Source organism: Lactobacillus johnsonii (assembly GCF_013487865.1).
Lineage (GTDB): Bacteria > Bacillota > Bacilli > Lactobacillales > Lactobacillaceae > Lactobacillus > Lactobacillus johnsonii_A.
The window spans coordinates 1,709,333-1,729,613 of record NZ_CP047409.1 but is presented as its reverse complement, the minus strand read 5'-3'; the positions used below and the strand labels follow the sequence as shown (position 1 = coordinate 1,729,613).

Genomic DNA, 20,281 nt, shown 5'->3' with positions numbered 1-20,281 from the left:
TATTTTAATAGTGCTGAGCCTTGATAGACTACATAAAGTATATATTTTATTGTAATTTTAATTAAAATAAAAATTATCAAAAAATATTTAAATTTCGTATTGTTTTTTTCATTTTAATATCATATAATCAAAAATAAGAAATTTAAGTCATCTCATAAAGGAGGAGAACAAATTGAAAAAAGTTAAGTGGTTAGGAGCAATTACTGTTTTGTCAGGGGCGGCATTAACTTTAACTGCTTGTGGAAATAACAACAATAATAATGCTAGCGATAAGAAAGTTAGTTTTAAGGAAGCAGTTCCTAAGAAACAAGTCAAAAAGGGTGGAACATTAAAATACGCCATTGAAAGTGACTCACCTTTCACAGGTATTTTCTTACCAGAATTATCTGATACTGCTACTGACACAGAAATTCAATCACCGGGATTAGAAGGACTCTTCGATGTTAATGACAGCTATAAGATCAACAATAAGGGTGCAGCTACCTTTAAGTTAGATAAGAACGCTAAGACAATTACTATCGAAGTTAAAGATGGGGTTAAGTGGTCAGACGGTAAGCAAGTAACTGCTAAGGACCTTGAATATGCCTACGAGATCGTTGGTAATCCTAAGACTAAGACTTCAAGATATACAGATTCTTTAGCTAACCTTGTTGGGTTAGAAGAATACCACAAGGGAAAGAGCGACAAGATTTCTGGTATCGAAATGCCAAATGGTGAAAATGGCCGAAAGGTCGTTCTTCATTTTAAGGAAATGAAACCAGGTATGCTTCAATCTGGTAATGGTTACTTCCTTGAAACTGCAGAACCATACCACTACTTGAAAGACGTTCCGTTTGATAAACTTTTATCAGATGATAAGGTTCGTAAACAACCACTTTTCTTTGGTCCATACAAAGTTCAAAAAGTTGTTCGTGGTCAATCAGTTACTTATGTACCAAATGAACATTACTGGCGTGGTAAGCCAAACTTAGATAAGATTACTATGGAAGTAATCGGAACTAACTCTGTTTCTCAAGCTATTAAGAGTCACAAGTTTGATATTACTGGTGTGCTTAACTCTCAATGGAATAATGTTAAGGATACTAAGGGAGTTAACTTCATTGGTAAGATTCCTCTATCTTACAACTACTTAGGATTTAAGGTAGGTAAGTTTGACAAGAAGACTGGCAAGAACGTTGAGGATAAGAACGCTAAGATGAACAATGTCTCATTACGTAAAGCGATGGCTTATGCAATGAACATTGACGCTGTTACCAAGCGTTACAGCAATGGTTTGTCATTTAGAATTAACACATTAATCCCAGCACAATTTGGTGACTTCTCTGATAAGAGCATCAAGGGATACCCATATAACTTGAAGAAAGCTAATGAATTGTTAGACAAGGCTGGATACAAGAAGCGTAAGGGTGAAAAATACCGTCGTCAACCAAATGGTAAGAAGTTAACTATTAACGTTGCTGTTCGTAATACACAACCAAACGCTGAAAAGATCTGGACTAACTACATCCAACAATGGCAAAAGATTGGCTTAGATGCTAAATTTGTTGGTGGTCGTCCAATGGAATTCAACTCTTGGGTACAAGATGTTCAAGCAGATAGTCCTAAGATTGATGTCTTTGAAGGTGGTTGGAGTTTATCATCTGAACCATCACCAATGGACCTTTACAGTGAAGGTGCTCCATATAACATGGCTCGCTTTGTTTCTCCAACTCAATCTAAGCTTCTTACTAACATTGACTCAACTAAGGCCTTCAACCACAAGTGCCGTGTACAAGCATTTGATAAGTGGCAACAATGGATGTATGACAATGCCTATGTTGTACCTACCACAAACAGTTGGTCAGTAACTGCAGTTAACAACAAGGTAACTGGCTGGTCACTTAAGCCATCTGCAAATTCATGGTATGATGTTGGTTTTACTAAGTAATTAAAATAAATTTTCCTATAATCCTCACATATTCAACACAATTCTTAAATAATATTTCCTTAAATAAAATTTTCATAGTTATATTCCTTAAGAAGACTCTACATTGCCTAGTAGGGTCTTCTTTTTGTATCAACAATGATAACGATTACAAGTACAAACTGTCATAATTGAACTATACCAATATTGGATAATTAGCTGCAAACAGTACTATATTTAGCTTTAATTTATATACCAATTAGGATAAAATATAAACATTGTGAATTCTGGAGGAATTAAATGTGAATAACTTTTTAATAGTTAGTCATGGTGAATATGCTAAGGCAACTCTAGCTAGCTGTGAAATGATTGCAGGAAAATTATCAAATGTAAAAGCAATTGCTTTTAAACAAACAATGAATCAGGATGATTTACTTGATGAAATTGCTCAAACTGCCGAAAGCTTTGAACAAGTGCCAACTATTATTGTAGATATTGCCGGAGGAACTCCGGCTAACGCTGCATTACGCTATCAGCAAGAACATCCTGAAGTAAAAGTATACAGCGGATTGTGTTTGCCGCTTTTGTTAGCAGGAGTAATGGGAACTCCGATGGAGGAAGCAATTAAACAAGCTAAAGAAAATATAGCTCCTGTTGGAAATTCAACTAAAGATAAACCCACTCCAACCAAGAAAGAGTCTCATCAAAGTAACGAATTAAATAAAAATGCGGAAGCAGAACCACAAACTATGCATAACGTTCGAATTGATGAAAGACTTATCCACGGACAAGTTGCTACCATGTGGACAAATGCATTGCGATTAACGCGAATTATGGTAGTTGGGGATGATATTGTAAAGAACGATATTCAAAAAACAGCCTTAAAGACTGCCTGCCCGCATGGTGTTCACTTAAGTATTTTGACTGCTAAAGGTGCAGCCAGAAGAATTAATGAAGGAAAATATAAAGGTCAAACCGTTTTAGTGTTAGTTAAAAATCCTAGAGTTTTACGCCAAATGATTGATAATGGTGTGAACTTGCCTGAAATTAATGTAGGAAATATGTCTACTAAGGCTGATTCACGTCAAGTTGCTAAGAGTGTGGCTGTTACGGCAGAAGATGTTGATAATTTTAACTATTTAAATGAGCATGGTTGTCATCTTTATCATCAAATGGTGCCGGCAGAAGACAAAGAAGAATTTATGGAGTTATTAAAAAAGTAAAGGAAAGATAAGACAATGACAATACAATGGTGGCAGATTCTATTACTAACTTGCCTAGCATTTTGGGCAATTATTGATCAATTGACTGTGTCAATTGTGAATAATCCTTTAGCAATTGGGATGATTTCAGGAATTATTATGGGTGATATTACAACTGGGCTAGCAGTTGGAGCAACGCTACAATTAATGGTCTTAGGGGTCTCAACATATGGAGGAGCCTCAATGCCGGACTTTATGACTGGGGCAATTGTTGGTACAGTTTACGCCGTTATTTCAGGAAAAGGTGTGCAGTTTGCAATTGGTTTGGCAGTTCCAGTAGGACTCTTAATGGTTCAACTAGATGTTTTAGCTAGATTTGCTAATACTATTTTTCAACATCGAATTGATACTTTTATTAAAGAAAATAAGCCAAATGCTGCAGCAAGAAATGCATTGTGGGGAACCTTTACCTGGGGACTTTCACGTGCAATCCCAGTTTTTATCTTACTTGTAGTAGGAAATGATGTTGTTAAAGCAATCCTACGAATAATTCCAGCTTGGTTGACTGATGGGTTAAAAGTATCGGGTCATATTTTGCCAATTGTTGGTATTGCAATTTTACTTAGATACTTACCAACTAAAAGATTTATTTCTTATTTAGCAATAGGCTTCATTGCAGCGGCTTACTTAAAAATGCCAATGTTAGGGGTAGCTTTGCTGGGAGCCGCGTTAGCTTATCTTCACTACACTCGTGAAGTAGAAAAATTAAATACAAAACCAAATAGTTCAGAAAAAGTAACTGAGAGTGAAGAATATACAAATGAAGAGGGAGAATATGAAAACTAATTCAAATAAATTAACAAAAAAAGATCTTTTTCGAGCAAATTGGCGTTGGCTATGGGCTAGTCAGTTATCTTGGAACTATGAAAAAATGATGGCTCCCGGTTACTTTTATACTGTTTTGCCATTTTTAAAACGCTGGTATAAAGATGAAGAATTAGTTGAAATGATGCAGATGCAGTCACAATTCTTCAACGTGAATGCATTTGATGGAAACTTTATTATTGGAATGGATTTGGCAATTGAAGAAAAGCAGGGAAGTAAAGCCAAAGAAACAATTGCTGGCTTAAAGACAGGATTAATGGGTCCCTTAGCTGGTGTAGGAGATACAATTTTTGGCGCAATTATTCCCACAATTTGTGGATCAATTGGTGCATATATGGGATTACGAGGAAATCCTTTTGGAGCTTTTTTGTGGATAATCGTTAATTTAATTGTTTTATTCACAAGATTTGGCTTTTTAAACCTCGGTTATTCACAGGGAGCAAAATTAATTGATTCTGCTTCAGGTAAGTTAAATGCAATTACCGACTCTGCTATTTTACTTGGGGTTACCGTCGTTGGTGCCTTAATACCAACGGTAGTGAATGTTAAAGTGCCATTTGTATATCGAGCAGGTAAAGTAACATTAAAGATGCAAACAATTTTAAATCAAATTATGCCATCCTTAGTACCTGTCTTACTTGTAGCTTTAGTTTACTGGTTGCTAGGAAAGAAACATGTGACGTCCACTAAGATGATCTGGTTTGTTTTGATTTTAGGAATTGTTTTAAGTTACTTCCATATCTTAAGTGCCTAAAGCCAGCTTTAATATTTTTAATACTGAAATGAAGGCTATTGTTCTATAATTAAAAGAAACAATAAGATTGATAAAGGGACTTCTATGAAAGAAAAAGAAAAGAACACCATTATAGGACAATTGCTTACTTTAGATTTATTTGCAATGATTTGTGGCTATTATTTCATTGATATGATAAATATGTTTGTTAAGCGGCAAGAATGGTGGTATGACTTACTGGTAGTGTTAATCGTAATTTGTGAGATGGTCTACAATTGGCTTCAGTTACTAAACTATAAGAAAAAAATACCAAATTTAGTAGTTATCTTAACTAGTGTTACCTTAAGTGCAATTCTGAGCGGAGTATACTTTAGTATAATTTGGGTTAATATTCAAAATAAACAAAATTATCAAAACAATATAGTTCTAGCATTAATCTGGGTATGTATGCTAGTAATTGGCAACATAGTTTTGTGGAATAGATATAAGAAAAATAATTAAAAAATGCATTATTACTAGTTTGAATTAGTAATAATGCATTTTTATATTTATTCAGAAAAATTATTCAACAACATGTCTCTCGAATGGATCATCAGAAATACCTTTTTCTAAAATGTCTCTTGACCATTGTTTAGCTGAGAAAAGAGAGTGGTCCCGGTAATTACCACAAGATTCAATCGTAGTTCCTGGAACATCTTCCCAGGTAATATTATTGCGAATTTCTTCAAGCGATTCTTTAAGTGCCTTAGCTACCTCTGTAGTGGATGGGGTACCCCAAACTAAGAGGTGAAAGCCGGTGCGACAACCAAATGGTGAACAATCAATATAACCATCAATGCGGTCACGTAATAATCCAGCTAATAAGTGTTCAATGGTATGCAAGCCTCCAGTAGGAATTGCATTTTCATTAGGTTGTACTAAACGAAGATCAAAATTACTAATTTTATCGCCCTTTTGACCTTCTTCAACAGTAATTAAGCGAACGTAAGGTGCCTTAACTTTAGTATGATCTAATTCAAAACTTTCAACTTTACCCATAATATTTCCCTCCGTTAAAAACTTTTCCAAATATTATTTGCTATCTTAACAACAAATTTAATCTTTTTCCATTGATCAGCTTCACTTAAAATATTTCCTTCTTCAGTAGAAGCAAAACCGCATTGGGTACTTAGAGCCAGATTATTTAAAGGGACCAATTGGGTTGCTTCCTTGATTCGAGTTGTGATTGTATCAGGATTTTCTAGCTGTCCATTTTTTGAAGTAATCAAGCCGAGAACGATGGTAACATTATCACGATTATTCCAAATTTGCTTAATTGGTTTCAAATCACCAGCACGATCACTGTCATATTCTAAGAAAAAGCGGTCATAGTTTAACTGACTAAGATATTTTGCAATTGGTTCATATCCACCAGAAAAAAGAAAAGTAGACTTGAAATTACCACGACAAATATGTGTTGCGACTGTTAGATCATCGGAGAGCTTTTCTAGTGATTTATTAATTATATAAACCGAATCTTCTGCTAGTTGAACGTATTTTTCATGTTCTTTGGGATCATTTTGCGTTTCATTTAATTTACTGATCAAAAAAGCCCAAGTAGTATCATCAATTTGAATATAGCGACAACCTAAATCATAAAAATGTTGGATTGTTTTATTGTAGGCTGTAGCTAGGTCGTCTAAGTAATCTTTTTTATTATCGTAGAAGTTAGGCCAATTGTCAGAGCGATTGTCCCTAAATAGGAGAGTAGGGGAAGGAATCGTTTGCTTAGCAACTGCATTTTTTACATTAGCCTTAACAAATTTAAATGCATCAAAAAATGGATGGTCAGGATTATAGGCAATTTTTCCAGATAGCTCTGCATTATCGGTCCTAGTTTTAGCTCCGTGGAACTTATAGCTCTCTTTGTAATCATATTTGGCAACGCCATTTAATCCCCATAAGAAATCCAGATGCCACCAACTACGACGAAATTCACCATCTGTGACTGCTGTTAATCCTAATTCTTCTTCTTTTTGAATTAATCTTTTAATTTCTTGATCTTCAATTTTAGTTAACTCTTCTTGTGAGATCTTTTCCTGGCTGAAATTCTTTCTTGCTTCTTTTAATTCTTCTGGTCTTAAAAAACTACCAACAATATCGTAATGGGTTAAAGTTGTCATTATATCTACCTCATCTTCTAACTAGAAATTTTAAATATTAATTTGAAGATCCGCTGACAAGAGGGATCATGAAATAAAAACCACATATTCGATAAAATACCTGTTCACTAAAATATTCTTTTTTGATATTCAAAATAATCCCTCCTTTGAATTTAATAAACTAATTAAGCAAAAGAAAAAGCGCCCCAAGTATAGTTTTTAAACTACACTAGGGACGCTTAATAGCGTGTTACCACCCTGCATTCAAATTAATCTTACAATTAATTCCTCACTGAGTACTCCAAAATTTGGAAGACTCGGACATGATAACGAACGTCAATCGTAAACTGCTTACTTAAATTAGCTTGCACTTTAATTTAGCTCCAAGACCATCTTCATTACGTCAGCAACATCGGCTTGCACCTAATCCGACTCTCTGGGGGATGCCTTAAGTAATTACTCATCTTTTCTAAGCTTTAATTAATTTTGTTGTCATAATATTACAACGCTTAAAAAATAATGTCAATAAAAATTTTTAGCTAAGTTATTCAACTTCAGCATCTACATCAGATTTTTCATTATTAAAAGTATTCCAGTTTAGTTCTCCGGTACGCTTAGCAGTAATAACACCAGCAACCATTGAATCGTTAACGTTAAGGGCAGTTCTGGCCATATCAACAACTGGGTCAATGGCAATTAAAACACCTAAAACTGTTACTGGTAGGTTAAGAGCACCTAAGACCATTAGAGTAGTAAAGGTAGCACCGCCACCAACACCGGCAACACCGAAACTAGAAATAACGTCAATTACAACTAAACTTAAAACAAATTGCCATGAGAAAATGTTAACTCCAACAAGTGGGGCAGTGATTGCTGCTACCATTGATGGATAAATACCTGCACATCCATTTTGACCAATGGTTAAACCAAAGCTAGCGGCAAAGTCGGCAATGGTATCACTTACTCCCATTGATTCACGTTGAGTACGTACATTAAGTGGTAAACTACCACCACTAGTTCTCGAAGTGAAAGCAAAGACTAAAACTGGCCATGCTTTCCTGAAGTAGGTAATTGGATTAATTCCGTTAATTAAAAGTAGAACTGCATGAACAATGAACATAACAGCAATCGCAAGGTAAGCTGCAACAATAAAGACTAGTAGTTTACTCATTGTGGCAAAACTGTTAGTTGCAGTAGTTCTAGCAATCAAAGCAAAAATTCCGTAAGGAGTGAGTTCAAGTACAATCTTAACTATGCGCATGATAACCGCACGTAGGGCTTGAATACCACGTGCAAATGTAGCAGCAACGTTTGCTTTTTCCTTCTTAATCTGTAAGAATGCAATTCCGACAAAAATAGAGAAAATTACTACTGCAATTGTGCTAGTTGAACGCATTCCAGCAAAATCTGCAAAAATATTTTGCGGGAAGAAGGATGTTATTTGTTGAGGAAGGGTCAAGCCTTTTAATTGAGCTTGATGATCTTTAATAGAGGTAAGAGCAGTGGAGGATGCAGATATTCCTTTAGCAAAGCCAGCACCACCTAAATTAAAAATAGCGACACTACTGAAGCCTAAGAAGGAAGCAACAGCTGTAGTTCCTAATAAAATAGCTAAAACACTGGTAGCAATTTTTCTAATCTTAGTAGTCATTTTTAGTTGAGTGAAGGCTCCAACTAAAGACACAAAGATTAGAGGAATTACTAGCATTTGTAGTAAGGAAACATAGCCATCCCCAACAATGGAAATCCAGTCGATACTATTTTTTACAATGTTACTGTTAGCACCGAACATTAATTGAAGGGAAACACCAAAGACGATTCCGACGATAAGGGAGAGGAATACTAATTTAGTAAATCCCCAATTCTTTTTATGTAAGTAAGCCATACCAGCTAGAATCGCGATGGCCATTAAAACAACGAGAGTAGTTTGCACTTTATTCAACTCCAATTCTAAGCAAACAAAAAAGAGCCATTGGCCTAATGCCAACAGCTCGTGAGAAAAACCATAGTTATAACTTTGAAAAGCTAGTTTCTAACTAGAGAAATTCTTGAATGAACTAATGACTGTACGCCAAATAATTGCCAAATTTTTTTGACAATTACAACAACAAGAATTTGCTTGACGTACATTAAACATAATCATTAGCTCCTTTCTTACTTTTCACAAGCTATATTATCGTACAACTTACTTTTAGTCAACACTTAATTTAAAAAATAATCTATATTCCATAAATATATATTATGCCAACTTTATATGTAAAATACTGTATATAAGCATTGCAAGCCTTTTCGTTAGTGGGTATAATCAGGTTGAAGAGATGTAGATTTATGAGGTGAAATAAAATGGCAGAACCTAAATGGCTACAAGATTTAAAAGAAGAAGATTATATTAAAGAAGACTTTGATGCAACCGGCAAATCCCGATACACGGTCGAAGGTATCGATAAAAATGATCCAGATTGGTTGAACAAAGCTGCTAGAAAGGTACATGCAGCAGAAGGCGACGACTATGTAAAATTGGATGCTGGTCTTCTTACCGTTAACCAAATTAATTGGATGTTACGTCGTGCGTTTGGTGAATTAACTTATGTAGATGATAATAACCAATTTTTGTGGTATAACAGACCAACTGATCCAAATAAGAAAATGCTCGCCAAACGTACGCCAGATCAAGTTGGTGATACAATGGGCGCCGTTCACCCAGATATTCGCAATGTAATTCCTGAGGCTAAGAAAGTTATTTATGCTTTAAGAAACAAGGTAGATGGTCATGATGAGGTAAAAATGCCCGTTCCTAATGGCAATCGTCATAAATTAATTTTGCATGATTATAAGCGAATTGAAGACGATGAAGGAAATTACGTGGGAACTTATGAATGGGTACAAGATATATATCCGTTTGTAAAATATTTCTGTGAAACTACTGGTCAAAAGCTAGTAGATGATCCTGATGCTACAACTGGTGCAACTTATAAGAGAGATGGAGTTGATATTGCAACTGGTGCATCTAAGCATGAAGAACATGTGGAAAAGAAGCAAGAAGAAACTGATACAAGTTCTGGTGCTTCAGAGTATTAATTGAAGTTATAGATGAAAAATGACAGATATCATTATCTGTCATTTTTTTGTTTAAATAGTTTCTAAGTACTAATGGTAACACGAAAAATAATAATTTATTCTTTAAAGTTAGATACAAGTATATTAATAACGTGAAATATCTTATCAATGGTACAGACCATTATTTTGAAGAAATCATTAATAAAAGCTTCTTACTCCATTAGTTCTAGTAAAAAGCTAAAACTAAGAAAATGAAATATATTTCAGATTATGACAAGATATTTAAAATATCTGAAATAGAATTCTTAACTTTTGAAACCGCTTTCCTAAGCTGAAAAATAGCGGTATAAATAATGTGTAAGCTAGCTGAGAGGAAAGACAAGGAAAAGTCTTTCAAGATATATCTAAAAGAGAATCACAAAAAAGGGAGTAGAAACTGTATGACTAAAGATAATCGTAAGTTTTCAGTTGTTATTGCTGGTGGCGGTAGTACTTTTACACCAGGATTTGTACTGAACTTATTACAAAATCAAGATAGATTTCCATTAAGAAAGTTAAAGTTCTACGATAACGATGCAGAACGCCAAAAGAAAATTGGGGATGCAGTAGCAATCATTATGAAAGAAAGAGCTCCAGAGATTGAGTTCGAATATACTACTGATCCTAAAGAGGCATTTACTGATGTAGATTTCGTTATGGGATCAATTCGTGTTGGTAAATATCACATGCGTAGCTTAGATGAAAAGATTCCTTTAAGATATGGGGTTAATGGTCAAGAAACTACAGGACCAGGAGGAATGGCATACGGTCTTCGTTCTATTCCAGCTATTATTCAAATTATTGATTGGATGGAAGAATATTCACCTAATGCTTGGATGATTAACTATTCAAATACCATTGCAATTGTAGCTGAAGCTTGTCGTCGTCTTCGTCCACATTCAAAGGTTATTAATATTTGTGATATGCCAATTGATATCATGACAAGAATGGCTCAAATTTGTGGATTGAAAGATTACCACGACTTAGACTTCAATTACTATGGCTTAAACCACTTTGGCTGGTGGAAAGGTGTTTGGGACAAGAAGACTGGTAAAGATTTAATGCCAGAACTTAAGAAGTATGTTTCAAAGAATGGCTACTGGGTAGGCGGCGATTTTGATAAAGATACTGAACCTAGTTGGGAAGCAACCTTTAAGAAGGCAGCTGATTGCTACGCTTTGGAACCAAATACTTTACCAAATACTTACATGCAGTATTATTACTATCCACAATACGAAGTTAAGAATGCCGATCCGCATCATACTCGTACTGATGAAATTCGTGAATATCGTCAAAAGATTGTCTTTGGTGAATGTGAGCGAATTGTTAAGGAAGGTACTGCAGAAAATAATATGTGGGATCGTAATGCGACTCACTCAGAATACATTGTCGATATTTGTCATGCGATTGCCTATAACACTGGTGAAAAGTTCTTAGCCAACATCCCTAATAATGGTGCTATTTCAAATATGGATCCTGATTCAATTGTTGAAGTTCCATGCTTATTTACTTCACATGGTGTTGAACCGATGGCAACTGGTAAGGCCGGAATTTTCCAAAGAGGATTGATGATGGAACAACAAACCTGTGAAAAATTGGTTGTTGATGCATATGAACAACACTCTTATGAAAAGATGTGGGAAGCATTTGCACTTAATAAGACTGTTCCAGATGCACTTGTTGCTAAGAAGATACTTGATGATATGATTCCAGAAAACAAGCCTTACTGGCCAGAACTAAAATAGAAACTTAATAGATAGGAATTTATTAAAGGAGGACTTGTTAATCTGGTAGTTTAATAAGTCCTTCTTTTTGTGAGGTGAATGAATTATGATGCAGAAACTACAAAGATTTGGGGCCGCTATGTTCGTACCTGTCTTACTTTTCTCATTTGCCGGTATTGTGGTGGCTTTAGGAAGTCTATTTAATAATGCAACACTTTTTGGCTCCTTAGCTAATCCTACAACTGGGTGGTATAAAGTATGGGACACTATTTCTGCCGGTGGTTGGACAGTTTTTAATCAAGAATGTTTGCTTTTTGTGGTTGGATTACCTATTGGTTTAGCTAACAAATCAAGAAGTCGTGCCGCAATGGAAGCCCTCATTACTTACTTAACTTTTAACTATTTCGTTGGAGCTATGTTGAGTCACTGGGGTGCGTTCTTTGGTGTACCAAACTTTAATAAGATTCAAATTACTGCTAATGCTACTAATGGTGGTTTAACTGAAATTGCTGGTATCAAGACTTTAGATACTAACATTGTTTTCTCTTTAATTATTGCTGGTATTGTTGTTTATTTACATAATCATTACTTTGATAAAAAATTGCCAGAATGGCTTGGAACTTTCCAGGGGTCAACGTATGTTTACTTCTTAGGATTCTTTGTAATGATTCCAGTTGCATTTTTAACTTGTTTAATTTGGCCTAAAGTACAATTAGGTATTAACAGTATGCAACAATTTATTGTAAGTAGTGGATTTGTTGGTATTTGGATTTACTCATTTTTGAACCGTGTCTTAATTCCTACTGGCCTTCATCACTTGGTATATATTCCGTTCCAATTTGGACCAGCTGTTGTTGCTGGAGGGCTTCAACCATATTGGTTAAAGCACTTGACTGAATATGCTGCAAGTACAAAACCTTTATCACAAATTGCTTCTGTAGAAGGATTCCAACTTTACGGTAATGAAAAAGTTTTCTTAGTACCATTTATTTGTTGGGCATTCTATGCAACTGCCAAGAAAAATAAAAAGAAACAGACTTCAGCATTACTTATCCCAGCAGCCTTAACTTCTGTTTTTGCTGGTATCACTGAACCAATTGACTTTACTTATTTATTCGCAGCTCCAGTACTTTGGATTGTATATTCAGTTATGGCTGCTACTATGAATACGGTTATGTGGTGTTTCGGTTTAAGAGGACTTATGTCAGATGGTGCAATTGGTATTGCTTCAATGAATTGGCTTCCACTTTGGGCACATCACTGGCACATTTATGTAATGCAATTCATTGTTGGGATTGTATTTGGTTTTATTACTTACTTTATTTTTAAGATAATGATTGAAAAATTTAACTATGTAACTCCAGGACGTGAAGCTGATGATGAAGATGTTAAATTAATCAATAAGAAAGAATATAAAGAAAAGATGGCTCAACAAAAAGCTGCTCAACAAGCAACAGGTGTTGATGCTAATGATCCTTATATTGCTAGAGCTCAGGCTTACTTAGATCTATTAGGTGGTCCAAATAACATTGAAGAACTATCATCTTGTGCTACACGTTTACGTGTAACGGTTAAAGATCCAGAAAAATTAGGTTCTGATGCACAATTTAAGGCTAATAAAGCTGTTAATGTGGTTCACCATGGAAAAGCTATTCAAGTTATTGTTGGTCTTGATGTTGCTCAAGTTTTGGAAAGAATGCAGAGCTTGATGGAAAATGCTGGTCATGATGCCAAAGTAAGTCAAGAACAAGATCCAGAGGTCGAACAAGCAATTGGTTTCATTGACTTACTAGGTGGACGTGACAATATTAAGAAGTTAACACCTTGTTCAACTAGAATTAGAGTTGAAGTATACGATCCTTCTAAAGTGGCTGATAGCAAACAATTCAAAGATCTTGGAGCACATGATATTACTCATAAAGATAACGAAATTGATATTGTTATTGGCTTAAATGCAGAAAATATTATTGATAAGATGAAGGAAAATATGTAGTATTTCCATGCGCTGATAAGCTTATTATTATGTTATGCTACTAGTGTAATTACATAACGCTTACATTAGTAGGGGGATGAACATAATAATGGCTAACTTGAAACGACGTGTCTGGGAAAAAAGTGGCGAGTTAAGTGAATCCGAAAAAGAAATTATTAGATTTTTGTTTTCAAATCCCACCTTATGCAGTCATTTAAGTTTATCAAAATTGGCTCAAAAACTATATGTATCAGAATCATCAATTTTTAGATTATGTAAAAAAATTGGTTTATCTGGATATAGTGAATTACGATTTGAATTATCGGATTTAAGTCATGAAAAGAAAATGAATATTATTGATATTGCAACTGAAGTAGAGAATGCAAATCAAGAGGTGCTAAAGTACTATAACACATTAGATTTAGAAAAGATTTTTTCTGATATTGAAGGTGCGAATACAATTTATTTATATTCAACTGGATGGTCTCAAGAACTAATAGCAAAATATTTAGCTCATGAATTATTTATGATTGGGAAAAGAGCTGTAATCCTGCCATCTGCGATTGAAGAATTAAGAATTGTAAGTCGGCGAGCTGTAACAGGAGATATGTTGTTTATAATTTCTTATAGCGGAGATAACATTCAAATTCGCGATGAAATCAGTAAGATAAAACTCCTAAATAACAAAATAACGATGGTATCATTTACTACTCTAAAACCAACACAGTTGGTATCGCTAGCAGATTATAGTTTCTTCTTTCGTACCTTGAAATTCCAAAAAGTTTTTGGGGGAGAAGAGTCTGCTAATGACACCTTTAGTCCAGCCTATACCTTCATTGATCTTTTAATTGCTAACTACTGTCAGTGGGAGATGCAAAAGAGAGGAATAGACTATGTGGACTACGACGAAGAATAAAGTAGCTGATTTTTGTGATCAGATTATGGAACGTTTGCACTTAAATACTCGTTCTATTTTAAAATGGTACTCAATTATTTTATTTGTTGCTCCACTACTTTATTGGGCTCTTCTCGAGTTTAGAATAGTGATGGAAAAAGCAAGTTTAGCAGATATGATGCACAATCAGCCAGCAGTAGCGATTTCTGTAATTGTTGATATTACTGATTTTCTCTTAGGGTATTATTGCTGGATAAATAAAAGTAAATTAGTTAACAATATAAAAACGTTAAAGACTTTTTATATTTGGCAGTTCTTTTGTCAATTATTTGTGGGTAATATTATCTGTTCATTATTATGTCTTTTCGGACTACGCGCTTTACAAGGCTCAAAAAATAATAATGTTACTGTGTCATATTTTAAGGCTACTATTCTTGTCAGCACTATTTTGTATATTTTTTGCATCCTTTTGCTAGGGTTGATTGGATTAAAAGGGTTAAGAGGTTAGGAAAATGTTTGATTTTTTTAAGAAAAAAAATAAAGGACTAGAAGTAGAGGCTGCTGTTGATGGTGAACTAATACCTATTACTGATGTAAAAGATGATGTTTTTTCTACTAAAATGTTAGGTGATGGTTACGCTATTAAGCCTACTAGTGGAGAAGTTCATTCACCTGTGGAGGGTGATATATCCACTTTATTCCCTACTAAACATGCAATTGGGATTAAAACCAAAGAAGGGTTAGAGATTCTAGTACACTTAGGTATTGATACCGTTGAATTAGAAGGATCACCTTTTGAAATGAGAATTCAAAAAGGTGATCATGTGACAGCCGGTCAAATACTTGGAACTATGGATTTAAAACAGATTACTGATAGTGGCCGTGATGATTCAGTAATTGTTGTTTATACTAATATGGACTTAATTGATTCGATCTCCCCCGTTCAAAAAGGATCTATTACGTCGGGTGATAAAGTACAAACAATTAATTTTAAGAAAAATTAGGTCTATCTTGATATAAAAAGCACCTGTGACTTCAATTGATAAACAAGAAGCCATGGGTGCTTTTTCTTATATATTTAGATGATAAAAAATATTGAGTTATTTATTCTTTTCTTGCAATAAGTCACGAATTTGACGAAGGTATATTTCTTCGTTAGTTGGAGCTGGATCATCTTCAACTTCTTTTTTAGGTGTAATTTTATTAACTAACTTAATTAAGAAGAAGACAACTAGAGCAATAATTAAGAAGTTAATAACAGCATTTAAGAAGCTACCGTATTTAAATGTAGCTTCACCAATAGTGAATTTTAAGTTGGAAAGGTCAATTTTTCCAATAAATAATCCAATTAGAGGATTAATTAAATCTTTGACTAAGGAATTTACAATTGCTGTAAAAGCTGCTCCTATAATAACTCCAACAGCTAAATCCATCATATTACCGCGAGAAATAAATTATTTGAATTCTTTAACCATATGATATCCTTTCAAAAATAGCTATTAATTAAAAAGTATAGCGAAAGAAATTCAGTTTTTGCTAGTAAAATGCTTTCAAAGAGTAATATATGAATATGCCTACCTGATAAAAAATATCCTACTAAATTTCAGGATTGATAAATCTTGATTTAGTAGGATATTTTGTTTCTAAACTTTCTCAGAACAATTTCTTAAAGCTTAATTTTTCTTTTTCCGTTTGAGATCATTACCGATTAAGCTTAGCAATAGGGATGCGGCACTGAAAGCCAATCCTAAGAGACTAGCTCTATTCTTTTTAGTTCCGGTCTGAGGTAAGATGGTTTGCTTATCTTCTTTTATTGAGACAACTACATTATTCTGATGAGGTATTTTACCTTTTGAAGCAGATTGAATGGGTTTAGTAGGTTGAACAGGTTTGGTAGGCTCAACTGGTTTAGTAGGTTGAACGGGCTTAGTAGGCTGAACAGGCTTAGTAGGTTCGGCAGTATAAATTACTTTAAATAATAAGTCAGAACTACCATGAGAAACAACTTGTTGATCAATTTGTTTGTGATCAGCAGTATAACCAGCAATAATCGGAGATTCAACTAATTTGAAAACATTAGAATCGGGTGTCCATTTTTCCAGACTTTTAACATTAGTTACTAAGTCAAGTTTACCAGTTTGTGAGAAGCTGGTTGAAGAAGTGTAGTTTGGAGCAGCTTCTTGGCCATTGTCATACATATAGATAATAGTTTCAGTAACAACCTGAGAATTACGTAAATCTTTAAATCTATGAGTAAGATGAACTTCGTAATTTTGATCATTAGGCTCTTCGTCATTGTCAAAGATCAGATTTTGTTGGTTCGTTGAATCAGAGACTAGAGCATAATGTTGAGACAAATATTTATCAATTGTGTCTTTAGTAGAATAGTTAGCGCTAGTATTTGGTTCACCGGATAATTTCTTAGTTTCTAAGACTTTACCTGTAGTGTCATCTATATAAGTTACAGTGATATTTTCACTGAGTGCATAAGGAACTTTGACTGAATAAGTACTATTGTTTTCAAGACTAGCAATTAAGCTTTGATCATTAGTTGCATCAAAATTCAAAGGAGAGACTTGGTTATTACTAATTCAAATTTCTTAGAATTAGGAGCTACTGGTGTAATACTTTGTGGATTAATTTTGTAGACATTCGAAATTACAGCAGGAAGTGAGAGTACTTTACTATTATTTTCCACAGTCCAGTTATTCCAAGTAGTTTGGTTAGTAACTAAGTCTTTTCGTCCTGTTCTAGTGAAGTTAATATCACCTAGATTCAAAGTATCAAAAGTTTGACCTCGTTTAGGACCATTTTCTGCATAAAGAATAGCTTGTTCTGAAATGGTTTTATCCTCAGTAATCGGTTTGAATTCATGAGTGAAATGAAGAACAAAAGCTTGATCTTTAGTTTCATCGTCATCAAAATCACCATAAGAAATCTTGGAATAGTCGGTATTATTGATTGAACCAATACCACTAACACCAGCAAATTTGTAATACTTACTGTTTAAAAAGTTAACAATCTTATCAGCACCTATAAATGAAATGGTTTGTTTAGAAGATCCATCACTTGGATTGGTATAATTATCACTTAATAAAGTAGGTTGATTATTTTGACTTAAATAATTATCTAAATATTCTTTATCAGTATCGTCGTAGAAACGAAGAGTAGCTTTTTCTGGAGCATAATAATTTACGGTGTAATCTAAAGGAACATTGTCTTGAGTAGTAATTGTTCCCTTAGAAGTAATATTTAAGTTAATTGCTGGAATACTTGTAGGTGCAACTAAGGTATAGGCTGAATCATCAGTTTTTGGAGAAATTACTTCATCAAACGAAGAATTAGCTTTCCAGGGATTCCAAGCGATTTCATTAGTCACTAGATCTCTACTTCCCTGACGAGTGTAGGTAACAGTTTGACTATAGGGAGCAGCTGCTTGTTGACCGTTTTTGGTTCCGTTAGCGTAAACATAATTAATCTTTTCAGTTACTGAAGATGTCTGTATTTCTGGTTTAGCACTGATACCATGATAAAGGTAAACATAATATTTTAATGAATCATTTGAAACATCTATATTGTCATTATCGTAGTTAATAAAGTTTTGTTTAGTTGGATCAAAGTTGAGTAAAGGTTTAACACTATGTTGACCTTTAGTCGCACTTTCATCTACTCTATAACCCTGACTTTCAAGGGTCTTAATTATATTTGGAGTCGGATTAGTTATTGAACTATTAGGAGGAGTAATAATCTCTCGACTAGTGTGGGCAATTTCCTGATCAGTATTTTCATCAATAAAGTAAATATTAACCATTAAGTCTACTTTTGGATCAAACTTGAAATTAGTATAAGTTTGAACAAAAGAGTTAGTAGTTCCAGAACCATTTAAATTCCATTCGTTTTTTATTGGGGTAGTGATAGATGGACCATCGTTAGGATTATTAATCCAGTCTGGAATATAGTTAGTATCAAGTTGTGTATCTAGCTGAATGAAATATGGGCCTTTCTCAGAATAATCTTGGCCGTTAACAGTAAAGGGCCCCGTTTGATCAATAATAATTTGGTGATTATTATCATAAATTGAATTTTTTAGGAAATTTTCAAAATTAGTATCTTCTAAACTTGGTTGATGACTAACAATCTCATTATAGTAATCGTTAATATTTGTTCTTTGACCATCTGCATCGATTATTTTTATATCATTGGGAATTTTAAACACCTTAATAGTTGATGGAAGAATTTTTTGATGGTTGCTAAATTTAATATGGACTAAAACGTTGTATAAAGGATCTAATGGAGAATTACCATTAGTAACTGAACCATAGTTCCAGTCAATTCCATACTGCATTAAGCGAGCATCTCTTTGTTGGTCAGCTGGAATGTCGGCTGCTGCGCTAGGCTCAGGACCGGTATAATTTGCACCATTTTCAGTATATACGCCGTTAGTACCAGGATTACCATCTTGACCTGGTGTCCAAATAACTTTAGGCCCCATGATAAATCCGTGTAAAATTTCATCCTTTACAACTTTATCTTCATAAGGATTAATTTTAATTGGAAGAGTTTGTGTATAAGATTGGCTATTAGGTAAAGTTAACAGTAATTGGTAAATTGAAATCCGGATATGCTCCATTTTGTTCATGGTATGCTTGGGCAGCTGAATTAACTGCCACAAATGGAAAAGTTGCATCGAAACCAGACAAAACACCATTGTCACTTCCCGTATAGGTAAAGGTGAAGTCTTTAGTACCGGAATTATTATTAACGCCAACATCAAAATTGCCAATTTTAGTTGCATTAACATCAAATTTTAGCAAGTTATCAGAATCTGCTACTGAAACATTGACTTGCTGATTATGATTGATAATGATTGGATGACTTGAATTGTTAGCAACATGAACGTTAAAGCTACCTTGAGTTACGTCAGCAATGAGAGAAGTATTGGTTGAGCTTCCTGTAATCTGTACTGGAGCCGTAGTTTCTTGTTGTAATGTTGGTTTATCGTTTTTTAAATTATTGGTCGTATTTTGCTTAGAATTATTTTCACATGAAGGATTAGTCTCATTGTTTTGAGAGACTGTAGTATTGTTTGCAGTATTTGCCGTTTCTGATTTTTGAATAGTTAAGGTTCGAGAATTATCAGGATTGGCAGAGTTTTGATTAATAGTTGTATTTTGTTGAGAATCGTTATTAGCTTGATCCGCAGCTTGTACAATTTGTCCACTTGCTAAAAAGAAAGTTGTACCTAAAGCAACAGTAACTAATCCAACTGAAAGTTTTCTAAAACTAAACTTTTCCTTCCCATTAAGTTTAGTAATAAAAAATAAATCATTTTTATGTTCCATTGTATTCTTTCCTCGATTATAAATGTTTTTTAATAAAATAACATTTTAGCTTTCTAAAATAACATTATACTCCATATTTAAATAATGGATTATTAAATAAGTAAAATCGTCTAGTGCTAGTAGGGAAAATGACAAGCTAAAGGTAAAAAAACGAGTTAAAAAAGTAAACATAAAAAATACGTGGCTTGTTGAATCATAAAGGCAAAAAAATATATAAAAAGTTAGGTGAAGATGATCATCAAGACGAAGAAAGCGCTATCCAAATTTTAAATGACACCTACCCGCATATTTAACGAAAATTGTAAACTCTTGTTTTCAATTTATTAACTACTATACTAGATACAGATGCTTTTTTGAGAAAAATACGGATAAGGCACAATATATTGTG

The 20,281-nt window shown here is 34.0% G+C and carries 18 protein-coding genes and 1 other annotated feature; of the genes, 11 read left to right on the top strand and 7 right to left on the bottom strand.

Annotated elements, in window-relative coordinates:
* Positions 1-172: 172 nt before the first annotated feature.
* From GTO82_RS08470 to GTO82_RS08450, 5 genes are all read left to right on the top strand, one after another.
* Positions 173-1,927: an oligopeptide ABC transporter substrate-binding protein gene (locus tag GTO82_RS08470; RefSeq protein WP_180873184.1), complete on the top strand. Its 1,755-nt coding sequence runs from the start codon at positions 173-175 to the stop codon at positions 1,925-1,927.
* Positions 1,928-2,205: 278 nt separating this feature from the next.
* A complete protein-coding gene (locus GTO82_RS08465) occupies positions 2,206-3,126 on the top strand; it encodes a PTS mannose/fructose/sorbose transporter subunit IIAB (protein WP_180873183.1) in 921 nt (306 codons plus the stop codon).
* A gap of 15 nt (positions 3,127-3,141) precedes the next feature.
* Complete coding sequence (locus GTO82_RS08460) at positions 3,142-3,951, top strand: PTS mannose/fructose/sorbose/N-acetylgalactosamine transporter subunit IIC (RefSeq protein ID WP_180873182.1); 810 nt, start codon at positions 3,142-3,144, stop codon at positions 3,949-3,951.
* Positions 3,926-4,744 carry a PTS system mannose/fructose/sorbose family transporter subunit IID gene (locus GTO82_RS08455; protein WP_172972215.1) on the top strand — a complete coding sequence of 273 codons (819 nt, stop codon included), beginning with the start codon at positions 3,926-3,928 and terminating at the stop codon, positions 4,742-4,744. Before GTO82_RS08460 ends, GTO82_RS08455 begins: the two co-directional genes overlap by 26 nt.
* Positions 4,745-4,828: 84 nt before the next feature.
* A complete protein-coding gene (locus GTO82_RS08450) occupies positions 4,829-5,224 on the top strand; it encodes a hypothetical protein (protein WP_180873181.1) in 396 nt (131 codons plus the stop codon).
* Positions 5,225-5,284: 60 nt separating this feature from the next.
* On the opposite strand, the gene GTO82_RS08445 is transcribed toward GTO82_RS08450, so the two are convergent.
* The 3 genes from GTO82_RS08445 to GTO82_RS08435 all read right to left on the bottom strand — a co-directional run bounded on the left by GTO82_RS08445 (position 5,285) and on the right by GTO82_RS08435 (position 8,797).
* A complete protein-coding gene (locus GTO82_RS08445) occupies positions 5,285-5,761 on the bottom strand; it encodes an S-ribosylhomocysteine lyase (protein ID WP_180873180.1) in 477 nt (158 codons plus the stop codon).
* A gap of 14 nt (positions 5,762-5,775) precedes the next feature.
* Positions 5,776-6,885 carry a vitamin B12 independent methionine synthase gene (locus GTO82_RS08440; protein ID WP_180873179.1) on the bottom strand — a complete coding sequence of 370 codons (1,110 nt, stop codon included), beginning with the start codon at positions 6,883-6,885 and terminating at the stop codon, positions 5,776-5,778.
* Positions 6,886-7,092: 207 nt separating this feature from the next.
* Positions 7,093-7,345 (bottom strand) — a binding site (T-box leader).
* A gap of 63 nt (positions 7,346-7,408) precedes the next feature.
* The gene (locus GTO82_RS08435) at positions 7,409-8,797 is read right to left on the bottom strand and encodes an L-cystine transporter (protein ID WP_180873178.1); all 1,389 of its coding nucleotides are present in this window, start codon (positions 8,795-8,797) and stop codon (positions 7,409-7,411) included.
* A gap of 410 nt (positions 8,798-9,207) precedes the next feature.
* Between GTO82_RS08435 and GTO82_RS08430 the strand changes: the two genes are divergently transcribed.
* The 6 genes from GTO82_RS08430 to GTO82_RS08405 all read left to right on the top strand — a co-directional run bounded on the left by GTO82_RS08430 (position 9,208) and on the right by GTO82_RS08405 (position 15,555).
* Positions 9,208-9,942 carry a PAS domain-containing protein gene (locus GTO82_RS08430; RefSeq protein ID WP_180873177.1) on the top strand — a complete coding sequence of 245 codons (735 nt, stop codon included), beginning with the start codon at positions 9,208-9,210 and terminating at the stop codon, positions 9,940-9,942.
* A gap of 419 nt (positions 9,943-10,361) precedes the next feature.
* Positions 10,362-11,705 carry a 6-phospho-alpha-glucosidase gene (locus GTO82_RS08425; RefSeq protein ID WP_049149822.1) on the top strand — a complete coding sequence of 448 codons (1,344 nt, stop codon included), beginning with the start codon at positions 10,362-10,364 and terminating at the stop codon, positions 11,703-11,705.
* Between the two features lie 85 nt (positions 11,706-11,790).
* Complete coding sequence (locus GTO82_RS08420; RefSeq protein WP_180873176.1) at positions 11,791-13,677, top strand: alpha-glucoside-specific PTS transporter subunit IIBC; 1,887 nt, start codon at positions 11,791-11,793, stop codon at positions 13,675-13,677.
* Between the two features lie 88 nt (positions 13,678-13,765).
* Positions 13,766-14,572 (top strand): MurR/RpiR family transcriptional regulator, encoded by an 807-nt coding sequence (locus tag GTO82_RS08415; protein ID WP_180873175.1) that lies wholly within the window; start codon positions 13,766-13,768, stop codon positions 14,570-14,572.
* Positions 14,550-15,059, top strand: coding sequence for a hypothetical protein (locus GTO82_RS08410; RefSeq protein WP_180873174.1), 510 nt, complete (start codon positions 14,550-14,552; stop codon positions 15,057-15,059). The genes GTO82_RS08415 and GTO82_RS08410 overlap by 23 nt, the downstream gene beginning before the upstream one ends.
* A 4-nt stretch (positions 15,060-15,063) precedes the next feature.
* Positions 15,064-15,555 (top strand): PTS sugar transporter subunit IIA, encoded by a 492-nt coding sequence (locus tag GTO82_RS08405; RefSeq protein WP_180873173.1) that lies wholly within the window; start codon positions 15,064-15,066, stop codon positions 15,553-15,555.
* 96 nt (positions 15,556-15,651) lie between these two features.
* Here the strand turns inward: GTO82_RS08405 and mscL are convergent, their stop codons facing one another.
* The 4 genes from mscL to GTO82_RS09795 form a co-directional block, all read right to left on the bottom strand.
* Positions 15,652-15,987: a large-conductance mechanosensitive channel protein MscL gene (gene mscL / locus GTO82_RS08400; RefSeq protein ID WP_260983153.1), complete on the bottom strand. Its 336-nt coding sequence runs from the start codon at positions 15,985-15,987 to the stop codon at positions 15,652-15,654.
* A gap of 237 nt (positions 15,988-16,224) precedes the next feature.
* Positions 16,225-17,118: a mucin-binding protein gene (locus GTO82_RS09805; RefSeq protein ID WP_260983152.1), complete on the bottom strand. Its 894-nt coding sequence runs from the start codon at positions 17,116-17,118 to the stop codon at positions 16,225-16,227.
* Complete coding sequence (locus GTO82_RS09800; RefSeq protein ID WP_260983151.1) at positions 17,115-19,181, bottom strand: mucin-binding protein; 2,067 nt, start codon at positions 19,179-19,181, stop codon at positions 17,115-17,117. Before GTO82_RS09800 ends, GTO82_RS09805 begins: the two co-directional genes overlap by 4 nt.
* On the bottom strand, positions 19,132-19,893 hold the full coding sequence (locus GTO82_RS09795; RefSeq protein WP_260983150.1) for a YSIRK-type signal peptide-containing protein: 762 nt from the start codon (positions 19,891-19,893) through the stop codon (positions 19,132-19,134). The genes GTO82_RS09800 and GTO82_RS09795 overlap by 50 nt, the downstream gene beginning before the upstream one ends.
* Between the last annotated feature and the right edge of the window lie 388 nt (positions 19,894-20,281).

What these genes read in the sequence shown, in the direction of transcription:
- GTO82_RS09795 (WP_260983150.1), bottom strand. Translation starts at nt 19,893, where the DNA reads ATGGAACATAAAAATGATTTATTTTTTATTACTAAACTTAATGGGAAG.
- GTO82_RS08415 (WP_180873175.1), top strand. Translation starts at nt 13,766, where the DNA reads ATGGCTAACTTGAAACGACGTGTCTGGGAAAAAAGTGGCGAGTTAAGT.
- GTO82_RS08460 (WP_180873182.1), top strand. Translation starts at nt 3,142, where the DNA reads ATGACAATACAATGGTGGCAGATTCTATTACTAACTTGCCTAGCATTT.
- GTO82_RS09800 (WP_260983151.1), bottom strand. Translation starts at nt 19,181, where the DNA reads ATGGAGCATATCCGGATTTCAATTTACCAATTACTGTTAACTTTACCT.
- GTO82_RS08410 (WP_180873174.1), top strand. Translation starts at nt 14,550, where the DNA reads ATGTGGACTACGACGAAGAATAAAGTAGCTGATTTTTGTGATCAGATT.
- mscL (WP_260983153.1), bottom strand. Translation starts at nt 15,987, where the DNA reads ATGATGGATTTAGCTGTTGGAGTTATTATAGGAGCAGCTTTTACAGCA.
- GTO82_RS08455 (WP_172972215.1), top strand. Translation starts at nt 3,926, where the DNA reads ATGAAGAGGGAGAATATGAAAACTAATTCAAATAAATTAACAAAAAAA.
- GTO82_RS08425 (WP_049149822.1), top strand. Translation starts at nt 10,362, where the DNA reads ATGACTAAAGATAATCGTAAGTTTTCAGTTGTTATTGCTGGTGGCGGT.
- GTO82_RS08420 (WP_180873176.1), top strand. Translation starts at nt 11,791, where the DNA reads ATGATGCAGAAACTACAAAGATTTGGGGCCGCTATGTTCGTACCTGTC.
- GTO82_RS08445 (WP_180873180.1), bottom strand. Translation starts at nt 5,761, where the DNA reads ATGGGTAAAGTTGAAAGTTTTGAATTAGATCATACTAAAGTTAAGGCA.
- GTO82_RS08430 (WP_180873177.1), top strand. Translation starts at nt 9,208, where the DNA reads ATGGCAGAACCTAAATGGCTACAAGATTTAAAAGAAGAAGATTATATT.
- GTO82_RS08440 (WP_180873179.1), bottom strand. Translation starts at nt 6,885, where the DNA reads ATGACAACTTTAACCCATTACGATATTGTTGGTAGTTTTTTAAGACCA.
- GTO82_RS08450 (WP_180873181.1), top strand. Translation starts at nt 4,829, where the DNA reads ATGAAAGAAAAAGAAAAGAACACCATTATAGGACAATTGCTTACTTTA.
- GTO82_RS08405 (WP_180873173.1), top strand. Translation starts at nt 15,064, where the DNA reads ATGTTTGATTTTTTTAAGAAAAAAAATAAAGGACTAGAAGTAGAGGCT.